We start from the raw sequence: 17,116 nt of genomic DNA, 5'->3' as shown, positions 1-17,116 counted from the left end.
GAACCGAGAAATCTCCGGTCAGGACAGATGGGGCCGGGAGGAGATCCAGAATCGTGGCCGGGCGCTCGCCGAGCGGATCGTGAAGATCTGGCCCGGCCCGGACGAGTCCGTAGTACCGCCGTCCCAGGACCAGCGATGGACCCTGATGAGCCGGGTACTGGCCGCGATCCCACCCGGCCGCTGGACCAGTTACTCCGACGTCGCGGAGGTGATCGGGTCCCACGCCGTCGCGGTGGGAGCCAAGCTGGCCAGTGCCCGGATCTCCAACGCCCACCGCGTCCTGCTCCTGAACGGTTCCGTCTCCCCGGACTTCCGCTGGCCCGATCCGGAACGCACCGACGATCCACGGGAGATCCTGACCGCCGAGGGTGTCATTCTCAGCAGGTCGGGCCGGGCACTGGCCCGCCAACGCATGACCGCCGCCGAACTCGCCGCCGCCGCCGATCTCGAAACCCCGGAAGAGAGCCAGGGCGCCGCCGGAACCAAGGAACGTCTGTGGGCCGCCCCGGCCGCCCGGTCCGCCGTGGGGCTCGCGGTCAGCCTGTGGCCATCAGAGCGGCGCGCGGCGGCGCCCACGGACGATGCGAACTCCGGCCTCTCCTACCGGGACCGGGTCCGGGGCTGCCTGCTGGGCGGGGCGTTGGGAGACGCGCTCGGTGCGGCAATCGAATTCCAGTCGCTTGACGAGATCCGACGGGAGTATGGGACGGCGGGGGTCATCGGCCTCACGGCCGCCTACGGGGTACACGCTCCGTTTACAGATGACACCCAGATGACGCTCTTTACCGTGGAGGGTCTGATCCGGGCCTCGGTCCGCAGCCGTTCCCGGGGCATCGCCGATCCGCCCGCGGTGCTGTGGCGCGCCTACCAGCGTTGGCTCACGACGCAGCGGCGGACCGGTCCGGCCGCCGGGGAGGTGGACGGCTGGTTGGCGGCGCAGCAGCTGGTGTATGCCCGGCGCGCTCCGGGGAACGCCTGCCTGTCCGGGCTGGGACGCCCCGAGATGGGCACGCTCGCGCGGCCGGCGAACCCCGGCAGCAAGGGATGCGGGGCGGTGATGCGCTCGGCCCCGTTCGGGCTGCTCCGGCGGGGCCCGGAAACCTCCTTCGACCATGCGGTCGCATGCGCCGTGTTCACCCACGGTCATCCCTCCGGGTACCTCGCCGCGGGCGCGTTCGCATGGATCGTCGCCGCGATGGTGGACGGCGCTGGCATCACCCAGGCCACCGCATCGGCCCTCGGCCGCCTGTCGGCCGAACGCGACGGCAAGGAAGTGGCCAGAGCTCTGCGGGCGGCGCTCGGAACGGCAGCGGACGGTGCGCCCACGGCGGAACGCGTGGAATCGCTGGGCGCCGGCTGGGTCGCCGAGGAGGCGCTAGCGATCGCGGTGTACTGCGCGGTGGCGGCGCCCGACGATCCGCAGACGGCGCTGCTCGCGGCAGTCAACCACTCCGGCGACAGCGACTCGACCGGTGCGATCTGCGGGAACCTCGTTGGCACCGCTCTGGGTGAGCCGGCGCTGCCGGCAGCCTGGCTGAAGGAGCTGGCGGGCTATGAGCTGGTCGGGCAGGTCGCGGACGATCTGGTAACCGAGATCGAGAACACCGCGACCGTCTCCGACGCCTTCGGCGCGGCCACCCCGGCCTGGTCCACCCGCTACCCCGGGAGCTGAGCTCACGCACATCAGATCTCCCATCGGTCCGAGCTGTGCCGGTGCTCCGTGGTGCTTCCGGCTCACCTGGTCGGGGGACGTTAACCTGACCGTCCCCTGCCGAAGGTCCCTTTCGGCCACCCGGGGCGGCGAGGTGAGCTGGGCTGCGAGGTGAGTTGCATGAAGGGGCGGACAACAACGGGCCGGCGATGGATCGGGGCGGTGGCGCTGCTGGCGGGCGCGCTGCTCGTGCCGCTGGGATGTGGCGGCGGTGCCGGTGGCGGCGGCTCCACCGACGTCACCACGCCGAAGCCATCGGTATCCGGCACCTCGCCGGTGCCTTCTCCGTCCGTGTCCTCCCGCTCGCCGGATGGACCGGTGGTGACGTCGCCTTCCACGACCGCGACGCCGCGGGAGCCGGTCTGGTCGAGCGAACCGCGCCGCGTCGGGCATCAGCTGTACGGTAACGCGACGGTCGTCGCGGTGCGCGGCGCGCACAACGTCGCCGGCGGGATGGCTTTCGATCGGCTGACGATCGAGTTCCAAGGGCAGATCCCTGGCTACGAGGTGCGTTACGTGGCCGAGGTGCTGTCGCCGGGCGAGGGCGTTGCGGTCCCGCTGCGGGGGCAGGCCTTCCTGGAGGTGGTGTTGTTCCCGGCCGTGGCCCACGATGAGACCGGTAGGTCGACGCTGCGCACACCGCGGGCCGGCGGCGGGCTTCCCGCGCTCGTCCAGTATCGGATGACCGGCGACTACGAGGGATACGTCCATTTCGGCCTGGGGGTCGACGATCGGGTCGGCTTTCGGGTGTTCGAGCTGTCGAACCCGTCGCGCGTGGTGATCGACCTCGCCGCCTGAGGCCTGCCGGTGAGGCCTCGGCCCGTGGCCTGCCCGCACCGCCCTGGCGCGGGCAGTTCCCTCTTTGCCGTCGCCGGTCATCGAGGCACACCGCGCCGCACCCCGAAAACCCAGCACAACAGCATGATCAACTTAGGCTGCCCGGCACTGGCCCGGGAACGGCCCGTTCGGCATCGGGGGTCGGGACCTTCCTCACGTGCTCTCAGGACTGGCGCGATATGGGGTGCTTGGCCTCGGCAGAGAAACATACATGCCGGTCGGGGCACGCCGGAAGGTGCGCCCGCCCTGCGGAGATCGGGAGGCTGTCATGACGTACGTCCCACCTGGAAAGCCAGGCAGTATCGTCCATGTTACGGACCGGTACGAGAACTTCATCGGTGGAAAGTGGCTGCCGCCGCGGGCCGGTAAGTATTCGACCAACCTCAGCCCGGCCACGGCGCAGCCGATCTGTGAAATACCGCGGTCGGCGGCGGAGGATGTCGAGGACGCCCTGGACGCGGCGCACGCCGCCGCCGACTCCTGGGCCGCCGCGTCCCCGGCGGAGCGGGCCGAGGTGCTGACCGCGGTGGCGGATGCGATCGACGCCAACCGGGAGATGCTCGCGGTCACGGAGAGCTGGGAGAACGGCAAGCCGGTGCGGGAGACGCTGGCTGCCGACATCCCGCTGGCCGCCGACCACTTCCGGTACTTCGCCGCGGCGGCGCGCACCCTGGAGGGGTCGATCTCCGAGATTGACGGCAAGACCTACGCCTATCACTTCCATGAGCCGCTCGGGGTGGTCGGGCAGATCATCCCCTTCAACTTCCCGTTGCTGATGGCGGCGTGGAAGCTGGCGCCCGCGCTGGCCGCGGGTAACTGCTCGGTGATCAAGCCGGCGTCACCGACGCCGTGGTCGGTCCTCAAGTTCGCCGAGGTGATTCAGGACGTCATCCCGCCCGGCACCATCAACATCGTCAACGGGCCCGGCGCCGAGGTCGGCAGAGCCCTGGCCACCAGCCCGAAGATCGCGAAGATCGGGTTCACCGGTGAGACCACGACCGGCCGGCTGATGATGCAGTACGCGGCGCAGAACATCATCCCGGTCACCCTGGAGCTGGGCGGAAAGTCCCCGAACATCTTCTTCGAGGACGTCCTGGCCGCCGACGACGCCTATCTGAACAAGGCGGTCGAGGGGCTGGTGCTGTATGCGTTCAACAAGGGCGAGGTGTGCACCTGCCCGTCCCGGGCGCTGATCCAGGAGTCGATCTACGACGAGTTCATGGCGCGGGCGCTGGAACGGGTCGGCCGGATCCAGCAGGGCAACCCGTTGGACCCGGCGACAATGCTGGGCCCGCAGGTCTCCGCGCAGCAGCTGTCAAAGATCGGCTCCTACGTGGACACCGGCCTGGCTGAGGGCGCCGAACTGCTGGCCGGTGGGCACCGGACGCGGCCGGCCGGAGAGTTCACGAACGGCTACTTCTTCGAGCCGACGCTGCTGAAGGGCCACAACAAGATGCGGGTCTTCCAGGAGGAGATCTTCGGCCCGGTGCTGGCTGTCACCACCTTCAAGGACGAGGCCGAGGCGTTGGCCATCGCCAACGACACGCCTTACGGGCTCGGTGCCGGCGTGTGGACGCGGGACGGTGCCCGCCAGTTCCGGATGGGCCGGGGCATCAAGGCCGGCCGGGTCTGGGTCAACTGCTACCACCGGTATCCGGCGGGCGCGGCATTCGGCGGATACAAGGTGTCCGGCATCGGCCGCGAAAACCACCGGATGATGCTGGAGCACTACAGCCAGACCAAGAACATGCTGGTCAGCTACGACGAGAACGCGCTCGGCCTGTTCTAGGGTTTCGGATTCCAGGGTTCCGGAGTCCTTTGGCATTTCCCACCGACGATTCCCCTGGCTGGAGGATGTTATGAAGGCAGCAGTTGTCACCGATTTCCGGGCACCGTTGCGTATCGAGGACCGGGACGTCCCGGTGCCGGGGCCGGGTCAGATCCTGGTACGGATGGAGGCCAGTGGCCTGTGCCACACCGACATCCACGCGGCGCACGGTGACTGTCCGGTGAAGCCGACTCTCCCGTTCGTCCCGGGTCACGAGGGCGTCGGCGTGGTCAAGGCCGTGGGCGCCGGGGTGACCGGGCGCGCGATCGGCGACCGGGTCGCGATCCCGTGGCTCGGTCACGCCTGCGGACGCTGCCGCTACTGCGTCGGCGGCTGGGAGACGCTGTGCGAAAGCCAGCGCAACAGCGGCTACTCGATCGACGGTGCGTTCGCCGAGTACGCGGTGGCCGACGCGGACTACACGGTGCCGGTGCCCGGTGACGTGCCGTCGTTCGACGCCGCGCCGCTGACCTGCGCCGGCGTGACCACCTACAAGGCCATCAAGGTAGCCGGGGTGACCCCGGCCGAGACGGTGGCCGTGTTCGGCATCGGCGGGCTGGGCCACCTGGCGTTGCAGTACGCCCGCATCGCGGGTGGTTTCACCGTCGGGGTCGATGTCACCGAGGCCAAGCTGGAGCTGGCCACCGAACTGGGCGCCGACCACGTGGTGAACGCGCGGACCGCCGACCCGGTCGAGGCCATCCAGCGGCTGGGCGGCGCCGACGTGGCGGTCGCGCTCGCCGCGTCGCCCCGTTCGTTCGAGCAGGCGTTCGCGTCGCTGCGGCGCGGCGGCCGGCTGGTCTGCGTGGCCCTGCCGGCGGATGGCACGATGTCCATCCCGATCTTCGACACGATCCTGAAGGGGATCACGGTCAAGGGATCGATCGTCGGCACCCGCAACGATCTGGCCGAGGTGTTCCGGCTGCACGCGGCCGGCCGGACCAGGGTGATCGCTTCCGGCCGGAAGTTGGACGACGTCAACGCCTGCATGGACGAGGTCCTGGCCAGCAAGGTCCCGGCCCGGCTGGTGTTCGAGTTCTGATCTGGCCCGTTCCGACCGGCCCGGCCTGATCCAATTTGATCAGGTCTAACACGGTCTGACCCTGTCTGACCCTGTCCGCTTTGACCTTGCCCGCACGGCCATCGGTCCTCATCCCCGCCCCAACGGGGAAGAGAAGCACGAGGAGAATCCCGAAAGAGGGAAAGACCACATGAGTCCGCTTACCGTGGGCGTGGCCGTGGAGACCGCGCCCGGCGAGCGTCGGGTGGCCATGGTTCCGCAGGTCGTGGGCCGATTGGTCGGCTCCGGTCTCGACGTGCTCGTCGAGACCGGAGCCGGACGTGGCGCATGGTTTCCCGACGGCGCCTATGCCGGGGCCGGCGCCACCGTCGTCGCACGGCTCGACCTGTTCGCGCGGGCAGACGTAGTGGTGTCGGTCAGCCCCCCGGACCCGCGGACGCGCGCGTTGCTGCGCGGCGGGCAGACCCTGGTAGGGCTGCTGGCGCCGTTGCCGCGGCCGCAGGTGATGGCGCAGCTGGCCGCGGTCAACCCCGAGTTCGCGCAGGCCGATGCCGCTCTGGTCGTCGGCGCCAACGACGTGACCAACCCGGCGGACCACCGTGGTCACGCGTGAACCCGGCCTCCTCGAAGACCTGACGGGCCTTGACCGTCAGTCAGGATCTGGCGCATCGGCACCATCGCACCCGGCCCTACGCGGCGACGGCCTCCAGCGCGCGGTCGAAGTGCCGATGGGCGGCCACGGCCGTGGCGAACGCGGAACCGAAGTCGCCGAGCACGGACGGCCCCGCAAGGTCGCGGACCGTCACGATACCCCGGTCGGACACCACCGCGTCACCCTGGTCGGCGACCCGCGCGCCCGGCAAGGATGCGATCTCGAGCAGCGACACCCCCGCGCCGACCGCGCCGACCGGCTTCGCGTGCTTGTACGCCTCGCCGACGTAGTGCACGGCCTCGCCGTTGTGTGTCAGTGTGGTGACACCGCGCTCGCCCGGGGCGACGAACACCGCGTCGTAGAGGACCGAGGACATGGTCACCAGCGTTCGGTCCACCGGCAACGCGTCGCCGGACACCGTGGCGAGCATGCCTCCGTGCGGCGCGAGAACCTCCAGGATCGCGCCCTGTTCGCGCAGCGCGGCGGTGGCCGAACGCAATGCCACCTCGTCCACGCCGTCCGCCGCGAGCACCGCGATCCTGCGGGTGGCCACCCGGCTGGGCTGGTCGGCCTGACTCAGCGCGGGTGAGGATCGTCCGTGGTTCGGGGTGCTCTCCGGTGGCACCGGCAGTCCGAGGTTCTCGGCGACCCCGGCCGCGAGTTCGTGGTCCACCTGGGCGAGATGTCCCAGGACACGCTCCTTGATCTGGGTGTAGTCGACCTTGCCGAGCTCAAAGCTGAACGCGTCGACGATGTGCCGCCGCTCCCAGGAGGACATGCTGTTCCAGAACAGGGTGGCCTGGCTGTAGAAGTCCTTGAAGCTCTCGCTCCGCTTACGGATCGTGTTCCCGTCGACCCGCTCGGCGTAGTGCACGTACCCGCCGTGCGCCGGATCGGAGAGCACCGGGCAACCGCCGCTGATCGAGTTCGGGAAGTACGACGTCTGGCTCTGCTGGATGCGATGCTGCCCGTAACCGTCGCGGGAGTTGTTGTGCACCGCCGCGACCGGCCGGTTGACCGGCAGCTGGGCGAAGTTCGGGCCGCCGAGCCGGATCAGCTGGGTGTCCAGGTAGGAGAACAGCCGGGCCTGCAGCAGCGGGTCGTTCGTGAAGTCGATGCCGGGGACGACGTTCTGTACGCAGAACGCCACCTGCTCGGTCTCGGCGAAGAAATTGCCGGGGTTGCGGTTGAGAACCAGCCGTCCCACCGGCCGCACCGGCACCCGCTCCTCAGGGATGATCTTCGTCGCGTCGAGAAGATCGAAGTCGAACGCGTGCTCGTCGGATTCCGGCACGAGCTGCACGCCGAGTTCCCACTCCGGGAACGTACCGTTCTCGATCGACTCCCACAGGTCCCGCCGGTTGAAGTCGGGGTCCTTGCCCGCGATCTTCTGTGTCTCGTCCCAGACCAGGGAGTGCGTGCCGAGCTTCGGCCGCCAGTGGAACTTGACGAAGGTCCCCTGCCCGGCGGCATCGACGAACCGGAAGGTGTGCACGCCGAAGCCCTGCATCATCCGGTAGCTGCGCGGCAGCGCCCGGTCCGACATCAGCCACATCATCATGTGCATCGACTCGGGGACGAGACTGACGAAGTCCCACAGGGTGTTGTGCGCGGAGGATGCCTGCGGGATCTCGTTGTGCGGCTCCGGCTTCACCGCATGGACGAAGTCGGGGAACTTGATGCCGTCCTGAATGAAGAACACCGGCATGTTGTTACCGACGAGATCGAAGTTACCCTCCTCGGTATAAAATTTGACGGCAAATCCGCGTACGTCCCGGACCGTGTCCGCGGAACCGCGGGAACCGCCGACGGTCGAGAACCGTACGAACACCGGGGTACGCCGGCCGCCCTCGCCCAGGAAGTGCGCCCGGGTCACGTCGGCGAGCGACTCGTACGCCTCGAAGTACCCGTGGGCACCGGCACCACGGGCGTGGACGACCCGCTCGGGGATGCGCTCGTGATCGAACCGGGTGAGCTTCTCCCGGAAGTGGAAGTCCTCCAGCAGCGTCGGACCGCGTTCCCCCGCCGCGAGCGAGTCGTCGGTGTGTTCGACACCGATCCCCTGGTCGGTGGTCATGCGGGCGCCGTCGTCGCCGACTCGGACGGCGTCGAGTTGCTGCTGCTTCGCGTCGTCCCGCGGGAGGCGCGACGTCCCAGGATCGGTCATGATGGTCACCTCGCTGGCTACCTGATGCTGTCCGGGCGTACCCGGACCTACCCGCGACGACACGAGTAAATCTCGCTTCCGGACGGCGTCGCGCCGGCGTCGCGGTCTTCCCCGCCGCCAGCGGGAACCAGCGAGGAGGCATCCGTTGCGGGAGAACCTGGCGGAGTCGCGCAGCATCGCCCGGCTACTCCACCCGCGCACGGTCGCCGTGGTGGGGGCGAGCCGCGAGCCGGGCTCGATCGGTCACGAGATCTTCCGCCGGCTGCTCGCCAGCGAGTTCACCGGCTCTGTCTATCCGGTCAACGCCGCGGCAACCCATGTGGCGTCCGTCTACGCCTACCGAGACCTGCGCGACGTCCCAGTCGAGATCGACCTCGTGGTCGTCGCGGTGCCGGCGCCACGGGTCGCCGAGGTCATGCGGGCCTGCGCGGAGAAGGGGGTACGCGGCGTCATCGTGGTCGCGGCCGGCTTCGCCGACGGGGGTGACGAGGGACGGGCCCGGCTCGCGGACGTTATCCGGATCGCCCGTGACGGCGGCATGCGACTGATCGGGCCGAACGCGATGGGCGTCATCAACACCGTCCCGACGGTCCGGCTGCACGCCACCTTCGCGGTCGGCGACCCCCCGCCCGGCCGGGTCGGCCTGTTCACCCAGTCCGGGGCACTCGCGGGCACGTTCCTCACCAACGCCTCCCGGCGCGCACTGGGCATCTCCACGTTCGTCTCGATCGGGGACCGCTCGGACGTCTCCTGCAACGACCTGCTGCGGTACTGGCGCTCCGATCCACGAACCGGCGTGGTCATGCTGCATCTGCAGAGCCCGGGCAACCCACGCCGGTTCGCCCGGATCGCCCGCGAGCTCAGCCGGCACAAGCCGGTCGTGGCGCTCAAGAGCGGGCGGGAGGCCGCCCACAGCGACATCGGCGCCCTGTTCAGCAGCGCCGGGGTGATACGCGTCGACACCTTGAGCCAGCTGTTCGACACGACCCAGCTGCTGGCCTGCCAACCGCTGCCGGCCGGCCGGCGGGTCGGCATCGTCGGGACCTCCAGCGCGCTCGCGGCGCTCGCCGCCGACGCCTGCCGTACCTACGGGCTCGACGTGCCGGCGCTGTCCGCCTCGACCTGCGCCGGCCTCGCCACGCTGGTCGGCCATCGGTACGCCACGAACCCCGTCGATCTCGGGCCGCTGGCCGATCCGGACCGGTTCGACGCCGCGCTGCGCGCGGTCGCGACCTCCGGGGACGTCGACGCGATCATCACCCTGGTCACCCCGCACGCGCAGGTCGACCGGCTGGCGAGCTCGGTGCGCGCGGTGGCCGTCGAGAGCGGCCTGCCGCTGCTCACCTCCTTTCTCGGGCAGGATGGGATCCCCGCCCAGCTGGCTGTCCGGGACGGCTCGGGTACCCCGGGCCCGGGGTCGGTGCCCTCCTACGCCTCGCCGGAGTCGGCCGCGCTCGCGCTGTCCCGCGCGGCCGACCATGCCGCCTGGCGGGCCCGGGACCAGGGCAGCGTCCCCGTGCTGGCCGGCATCGACCTGGACCGCGCCCGCGCCGAGGCCGAGCGCTACCCGAAGGACGGGGCGTGGCTGCCCGATGCCGCCGTCACGACCCTGCTGGCCGGGGTCGGCCTGCGCGCCTGGCCGAGCCGGCGGGTCGGCGACCAGGCCGAGGCCCTCGCCGCGGCGGAGGCGTTCGGGTGGCCGGTGGCGCTGAAGATCGCCGATGAACGGTTCCGCAGCCGGCTCGACGTCGGCGCCGTCCAGCTCGGAGTCGACGATGCGGCCGGGCTCACGCAGGCCTGGCAGGCCATCCGCGCCGCCGTCGGGCCGGGCGACATGCTCGTGCAGCCGATGGCCCCGGCCGGGGTCTCGACCGTGGTGCGGCTGCGGCAGGATCCCATCGTCGGTCCGCTGCTCTCACTGCGCCTGGGCGGGGTCGTCGCGGACCTGCTCGTCGACCCGCTCTCCCGCACGCTGCCGCTGACCGACCGGGACGCGGCCGAGCTCATCCAGGAGATCCGTGGCAGTGTGCTGCTGCTCGGCGGCTCCGGGGCGCCCGCCGCCGACACCGACGCCCTGGCCGACCTGCTGCACCGCGTCGCCCGGCTCAGGGAGGAACTGCCGGCCATCGCCGAGATCCTGCTCGATCCGGTGCTTGTCGGCCGCCGCGGCGTCGTGCTGCTGCACGCCGGCATCCGCCTGCTCCCGCCCGAGACCGAGCCACGGACACTGCCACGGACGCTGCCGCGCGCGCTCGCCGCCGGCGGTTGAGCCCGCTCCTCGGGCGCGGGGGGACTCCTCGCCCGGGAACTGTACGGTCGAGGAGTCAACACCGGCACGGACCCAGCCGGCACGGACCCAGCCGGTACCCGATCCAGCGGATTCGAGGACATGGATGACCGCCCGACAGAGGATCGCGTTCCAGGGCGAGCGGGGAGCCAACTCCCACATCGCCTGCCGGGACGTCTATCCGGACTACGACGCGGTCCCTTACCAGACCTTCGACGAGTGCTTCTCCGCGCTGGAGGAGGGTGAGGTGGACCTGGCGATGATCCCGGTGGAGAACTCCACCGCGGGTCGGGTCGCCGACATCCACCATCTGCTCCCCCGCCCCGGGGCGCACATCATCGGCGAGTACTTCCTGCCGATCCGTCACCAGCTGCTCGGCCTGCCCGGGGTGACCCTCGACGAGGTGAAGACGGTGCACAGCCATCCCCAGGCGCTGGCCCAGTGCCGGGAGGCGTTGCGCACGCTGGGTCTGACGGCGGTCGCCCACGCCGACACCGCCGGGGCCGCCCGGGAGATCGCCGAGGCGGGCGATCCGGCCAGGGCCGCGATCGCCTCCCGGCTCGCCGCCGAGGCGTACGGGCTGCAGATCCTCCAGGCCGATCTCGAGGACACGGAGCACAACACGACGCGGTTCCTCATTCTGTCCGGCGAGAACCTGCGCGCGGCCGCCGGTGTCGGCCCGATCGTCACGACGTTCTTCTTCAAGGTGCACAACCGGCCCGCCGCGCTCTACAAGGCCCTCGGCGGCTTTGCCACGAACGGGGTCAACATGACCCGCCTGGAGAGCTACATGGTGGGCGGGGGCTTCGTCGCCACCCAGTTCCTCGCCGACATCGAGGGCAGCCCGGAGGAGCCGGCCGTCGCCCGCGCCTTCGAGGAGCTGTCCTTCTACGCCGACCACCGCATCCTCGGCGTCTACCGGGCGAGCCGGTACCGGGAACAGATCAGCACCGGTTCCGGGGCCTGATCGGCCGCCGGTGGAACGCGCCCCGGCAGAAGCCCGGTAGAAAAGGACCAGCCGCTGCCCGGCTGACCCCCGATGCCCGCCGGTCCAGATCTCACCGCGCCGCGGTGGCCTCACCCGGCGGCGTCGGCGAGATTGGGCAGCCCCGACACCGCTGGAGCCCATCGCGGGACGGCCTACCCACAGCACTGGTTGCAAGCACCTGCAGCCACAGAGATACGATCCAAGATCTTTGGACTGTGCCGGTCCGGTTCCGGGCCCGGCCGCGCATCGGGGGAGGGCCCATTGGACGATGAGCGCTGGACGCAGTGCACACCGTCCGAGTACGCCTGGGAGCGTGCGGCCCTGTCCTATCTCAAGGCGCAGCTACCAACCGGGGATCCCTACCGGGCTTGGGCGAACGCCGAGTTTCTCGGGTCCGACGGTTCCGTCAACGAGGTCGACCTGCTTCTCGTCCTGCCGGCGGGCATCGTCGTGCTGGAGATCAAGTCCTGGTCCGGTGTCCTCGTGGGAGACGCGGGCACCTGGCGTCAGAGCCACCGCGCCCCGGTCGACAACCCCGTCATCGGAGCAAACCGCAAGGCCCGCAAACTGAAGTCGCTGCTGGTTTCCCGGCCGGCGATGCGGGGCCGACGGGTGCCATGGGTGGAGGGCGCGGTATTCCTGAGCGACGCGCGGCTGGAGATCCGCCTTGTCCCAGAAGGCCGGGCGCACGTCTTCGGACGGCATGACCAGACCCAGCTGCCAAGTTTCCTGGACTTCGCGCGGCAGCCCGGCCGGGTGGACGGCGAGCTCAGCAATGCCCTGGCCCGGGCCGTCGACCAGGCCGGGATCCGCCCGTCCCAGCGGGCGCGGACCGTCGGCAGCCTTCGCCTGGAGCTGCCCGCCTTCCAGGAGGGCGTCGGCTGGCAGGACTTCCTCGCCCGCAACCAGCGGTTTCCCGACGACCGGCCGCGGCGGGTGCGGATCTATCTGGCCAGTGGTGTGGAGTCGGTGCACCAGCGTGACCAGCTCGTGCGGGCCGCCGAGCGGGAGTACCTCGCACTACGCGGCATCGACTATCCGGGGATCGCGGCGCCGATCGACTTCGTCGAGCACGATCTGGGCCCCGCGCTCGTCTTTCCCCACGATCCCGAGCCGATCCGGCTGGACCATTTCCTCCAAGAACACGAACGCGAGCTGTCCTTCGACGATCGGTTGGCACTGCTGCGCGTCCTTGCCGAGACCATGGCGTACGCCCACCGGCGGGTGCTGACGCACCGGGGCCTGAGCCCGCGATGCGTCTGGGTTCGGCGCCGGTCCGACCGCTTCGCCCTCCAGATCACGGACTGGCAAACGGCCTCCCGCGGCTCCGAATCGACGTCAGGGATACCGAGCACCACCGGCCCGGCCACGTCGACGGGGGGCTACGTCGAACTGGCCGACGACGCCGCCGCGGCCTACTTCGCACCCGAGTGGAGCTGGGGCACGGCGAAGGGGGTCGCCCTCGACGTCTTCGGGGTCGGCGCCATCGCCTACCGGATCTTCACCGGGAAACCCCCCGCGGCCTCATCCGGGGAGCTCAGCCGACGCCTGTCCGAACACAACCGACTGTTACTCGCCGAACAGGTTGATGCCGTCTCCGAGGAGCTCAACGAGCTCGTCGCCCGGGCGACCGAGGCCGACCCGGAGCAACGCACCCGGGACATGGCCGCGTTCCTGCTCGATCTCGACCTGGTTCGGGAACGGCTGGCCGCCATCGCGGAGGAGGCACCGGTTGTCGTTGATCCCCTGGAGACCGAGGCCGGCGCCGAACTGGAGGGCGGATTTTCGGTCCTCGGCCGGCTGGGCCGCGGCTCGACGGCGCTCGCTCTGCTCGTCGAGCGGGACGGCGGGCGCGCGGTTCTCAAGGTGTCGTTGGACCGAGACAGGGATCCGCGGTTGGTCGCCGAGGCCGAGACGCTGCGCACCCTCAGCGAGCATCCCGGTGTCGTGCAGCTACTGAGCAACGGCGTGATCGACGTCGGCCCACGCCGAGCCCTGTTGATCACTTCAGCCGGGGAACGCACCCTCGCCCAGGAGCTACGCGAGCGAGGCCGACTACAACCGGAATGGCTCCAGGGGTGGGGCGACGACCTGCTGGAGATCGTCCAGCATCTACAGCGGGCCGGGCTGGCGCATCGCGACATCAAGCCGGACAACCTCGGCGTCGCCGAACGTGGCGGCAGGGGCAAGAAGCGGCAGCTCGTCCTGTTCGACTTCTCCCTGGCGAAGGAGCCGTTGGAGGCCATCGAAGCCGGCACCCGCCCGTACCTCGACCCGTTCCTCGGCCGCGGCGAGCGCCGCCGATGGGATCAGGCTGCCGAGCGATACGCCGCGGCGGTGACGCTCTACGAGATGGCGACCGCACGCCGGCCCGAGTACGGAACCCATGGCGGGCATCCGAGTTTCGTCGACGCCGACGTGGCGATCGAACCCGAGCTGTTCGACCGGTCGTACGCGACCGGTCTCACCGAGTTCTTCCGCCGAGCGCTGCACCGGGACGTCAGACAGCGCTTCGACACCGCGGAGGACATGCGCCGCGCCTGGAACGCGATCCTGGCCGAACCGGCCAGCGTGGTCCCGCAGCCGCCCTCCGCGCGCATCAGCCGGGACACGCCCATCGGCGCCGCCGGTCTGTCCCGCCCGGTGCTGTCGGTGTTCGAACGGCTGTCGATCGATACGGTGGGCGGCGCGCTCGACCTGTCGCCCGCCCAGGTCGTCTGGCTGCCCGGCATCGGTACGAAGACCCGCCAGCAGTTGCGTGCGGACCTGGACCGGCTGGCCGGCCAGGTCACCTCCTCCCCGGCCGAGCGGCCCACCGAGCCGACGCTCCTCGACCGCGTCGCCGCCGGGCTCATCCCCCGCGCGACCGACCGGGCCGTCGCCGAAGCCCTGCTCGGCCTCGGCGAGCAGGGCGGCAACGCATGGACGAGCGTGCGCGACGCGGCCAAGGCCCTTGACCGCGAGCAACGTACCGTCCGGCAGGCGGTAGCCAGGTTCGAGCGGCATTGGCTGGCCCTCGACGGGATGCGAGAGCTGCGGGACACCATCGTCAAGGTCGTCGAGTCGGTCGGTGGGGTCGCCTCCGCCCGGCACTGCGCGGCGGCCCTGCTCGACTTTCAGGGCAGCACGGTGGAGGAACCGCTGCGCTCCCGGCTCGCCGAGGCCGTCGTACGCGCGGCGATCGATGCCGAGCTGGCCGACGACTCCCCCCGCGACGACACCACCCACGACACCACCGGCGGTTCCGAGATGGGTGGCGATCCACGGCTGGTGTACAGCCGAGAGCCCAACGGCATCCTCGTCGCCGCCGGCCCCGCGCGCGCCGGGGACGGGCCCTCCACCGCCGATCGGTTGGACTGGGCCTCCCGGCTCGGCGGCGCGGCCGACGACCTCGCCGGCGCGGACCCGCTGCCGGCTCCGGCTCGGGTCATCGAGACGTTGCGCGCCGTCCGCGCCCCCGGCGACACCGACCCCTCCCTGATCTTCCCCGAACGGCTCCTCGACGTCGCCATGATCGCCTCCGAGAACGCCGCGGTGACGCCGCGCCTGGAGGTCTACCCGCGAGGCCTCGACGCGGGACGGGCGCTGCGGCTGGCCGCCGGGGCGCTGTACGGCCGCACGGAGCTGACCCCCGAGCAGGTGGCCGAGCGGATCATCGTGCGGTTCCCGCACGCGGGCGCGCTGCCCGGCCGTCCCGAGCTGGACGCCCTGCTCGACGCGGCCGGGGTGCCGCTGTGCTGGGACGACGAGAAAAAGCGGTACGTGACCCGCCGCATCGAGGTGACCGGGCTCACCTCCCTGGTCACCTCCCGTGGAACCAGGCCGCGCTGGAGTACCGGCGCGGGCGCCGCCTGGACGCCAATGGGATGGCGCCGGGTCTCCGACGAGGTGCTGGCCGCGGATGACCGGCTCACCCGTTCGCTGGTGGACGGCGGCTGGCTGGTGCTGTCGGTGCCGCCGCGGCGACTCGCCCGGGCCGAACGCTGCCTGGCCGCGCAGGATGTCACCGTTGTCGACGCGGAACAAGCCCTGCTCGCGGGGATGCGGGAGTTCTGCGCCCAGCACCCGGTGCAGTGGTCGATCGTCCTGGAGGCCGACGCCGCCGACCGATCGTCGCGCGACTGGGCCAACCTCTCAAGGGTCGCGCAGGCCGGGCTCGCCGGTGTGCGGGCCTCGATCGAGGCCGCGGGGCCGGCGGTGCTGATCACGAATGCGGGGGTGGTCGCCCGGTACGATCCGGCGCTGGTGGTACTGGATGAGCTGCGCGCATCGGTGCGGATGGCGACCGAGACATCACCGGTGCGTACGGTGTGGCTGCTCGTACCCTGGGCCGACGTGGACAAACAACCGTTGTTGGATGGTGGCGCTCCCGTGCCCCAGTTCGGCAACCAGGGCCTGGCGCTGTCCGAGGAGTGGATTGTCCGGCACGAGTCTCGGCTCGCCGACGGCGCTGAGGGAGGAGCAGCGTGATCGAGGCGAGACGCCTGTTGGCCGATCTCCAGCGGCAGGTCCGCGGCCTGGAGGCGGACCTGCGCGCGCGGGCCCGGTCGGACCGGGACGTCGACGATCGGCTGCACAAGCGGTACCAGGAGGCGAAGACCGGCTGTCGCACCGGCGTCGGCTACGAGACGTGGCTCGACCAGCAGCTCACCCAGGTGGCGGTCGGTTGGGTGCTGGCCTGCGTGTTCACCCGATTCTGCGAGGACAACGCGCTGCTGGGACGTCCGATGCTGGCCGGCCCGGTCCGCCCCGAGCAGGAGGCCGACGAGACAGGCGAGGCCAGGGAACGGGTCGACGGGGTGGCCGAGGCCCGGGAATGGCAGACTTTCTACTTCCAGGCGGAGGACCACAAGAATGACTCCGACCTGGACTACCTGCGGGCGGCGGTCGCCCGGCTGGAGGCGTACGACGCAACCCGGGATCTGGTCAACCGGCACAACCCGCTGCACCTGGTGGACATCTCACCGGACGCGGCGACCGGCCTGCTGGAGTTCTGGCGGCGGATCGACCCGGAAACCGGCGCTCTCGTCCACGACTTCTCCGATCCGGCGTCCTCCACCCGCTTCCTCGGCGATCTGTACCAGGATCTTTCCGAACAGGCACGTAAGGACTACGCGCTGCTCCAGACCCCCGAGTTCGTCGAGGAGTTCATCCTCGGCCGGACCCTTGCCCCGGCGATCGACGAGTTCGGCCTCGCCGAGGTTCGGATGATCGACCCGGCCTGCGGCTCCGGGCACTTCCTGCTCGGCGCCTTCGACCTCCTGCTCGACCGGTGGCAGAAGCAGGAACATGGGATTGACGTCAAGGTCCACGTGGAGCGCGTACTCGGCCAGGTCCACGGTGTCGACATCAACCCGTTCGCGGCGGCGATCGCCCGGTTCCGCCTCGTCATCGCCGCACTGGCCGTCTGCGGGATCACCCGGCTCGTCGACGCCCCCGCCTGGCGCATCCGCATCGCCATCGGTGACTCCCTGCTGTGGGGCACCGAGGATCAGCAGGACGAAATCGACGGCGTCGCCACCCACGCCCTGACGGGTTCCACCGGTGAGGGTGAGTTCACCTACGAGTACGAGGACGCTCGCGAGCTGAAGGAGATCCTGGAAGCCCGGGCGGGGTCAAACGGTC

At 70.6% G+C, this 17,116-nt stretch carries 10 protein-coding genes; 9 read left to right on the top strand and 1 reads right to left on the bottom strand.

All coding sequences use genetic code 11. From position 1 onward, the window contains the following. From AC08OX_RS06875 to AC08OX_RS06855, 5 genes are all read left to right on the top strand, one after another. On the top strand, positions 1–1,672 hold a 1,672-nt coding region (locus AC08OX_RS06875), incomplete at its 5' end, for an ADP-ribosylglycohydrolase family protein (protein ID WP_476607050.1). 159 nt (positions 1,673–1,831) lie between these two features. Beyond that, on the top strand, positions 1,832–2,509 hold the full coding sequence (locus tag AC08OX_RS06870; protein WP_476607049.1) for an AMIN-like domain-containing (lipo)protein: 678 nt from the start codon (positions 1,832–1,834) through the stop codon (positions 2,507–2,509). 307 nt (positions 2,510–2,816) lie between these two features. After that, positions 2,817–4,337 carry an aldehyde dehydrogenase family protein gene (locus tag AC08OX_RS06865; RefSeq protein ID WP_476607048.1) on the top strand — a complete coding sequence of 507 codons (1,521 nt, stop codon included), beginning with the start codon at positions 2,817–2,819 and terminating at the stop codon, positions 4,335–4,337. A gap of 70 nt (positions 4,338–4,407) precedes the next feature. Beyond that, complete coding sequence (locus AC08OX_RS06860) at positions 4,408–5,418, top strand: zinc-dependent alcohol dehydrogenase (RefSeq protein WP_476607047.1); 1,011 nt, start codon at positions 4,408–4,410, stop codon at positions 5,416–5,418. Positions 5,419–5,587: 169 nt separating this feature from the next. Continuing rightward, entirely contained in the window at positions 5,588–6,010 is a 423-nt protein-coding gene (locus AC08OX_RS06855) for a hypothetical protein (protein WP_476607046.1), read from the top strand. Positions 6,011–6,086: 76 nt separating this feature from the next. Here AC08OX_RS06855 and AC08OX_RS06850 read toward each other — a convergent pair whose 3' ends face one another. Continuing rightward, a complete protein-coding gene (locus AC08OX_RS06850; RefSeq protein WP_476607045.1) occupies positions 6,087–8,216 on the bottom strand; it encodes a catalase in 2,130 nt (709 codons plus the stop codon). 145 nt (positions 8,217–8,361) lie between these two features. On the opposite strand from AC08OX_RS06850, the gene AC08OX_RS06845 reads away from it, so the two are divergent. From AC08OX_RS06845 to pglX, 4 genes are all read left to right on the top strand, one after another. Continuing rightward, positions 8,362–10,485 (top strand): acetate--CoA ligase family protein, encoded by a 2,124-nt coding sequence (locus AC08OX_RS06845; protein ID WP_476607044.1) that lies wholly within the window; start codon positions 8,362–8,364, stop codon positions 10,483–10,485. Positions 10,486–10,609: 124 nt separating this feature from the next. After that, positions 10,610–11,470 (top strand): prephenate dehydratase, encoded by an 861-nt coding sequence (locus AC08OX_RS06840; protein WP_476607043.1) that lies wholly within the window; start codon positions 10,610–10,612, stop codon positions 11,468–11,470. A gap of 282 nt (positions 11,471–11,752) precedes the next feature. Beyond that, positions 11,753–15,961: a BREX system serine/threonine kinase PglW gene (gene pglW, locus AC08OX_RS06835; protein WP_476607042.1), complete on the top strand. Its 4,209-nt coding sequence runs from the start codon at positions 11,753–11,755 to the stop codon at positions 15,959–15,961. After that, positions 15,958–17,116 (top strand): BREX-2 system adenine-specific DNA-methyltransferase PglX (gene pglX, locus AC08OX_RS06830; RefSeq protein WP_476607041.1); only part of this gene is annotated, 1,159 nt, incomplete at its 3' end. The genes pglW and pglX, both read left to right, overlap by 4 nt.

This window comes from Frankia sp. CoBUL1, from assembly GCF_978021245.1.
The sequence above is the reverse complement of the archived record's forward strand: the minus strand, read 5'-3'. Positions and strand labels throughout refer to the sequence as shown.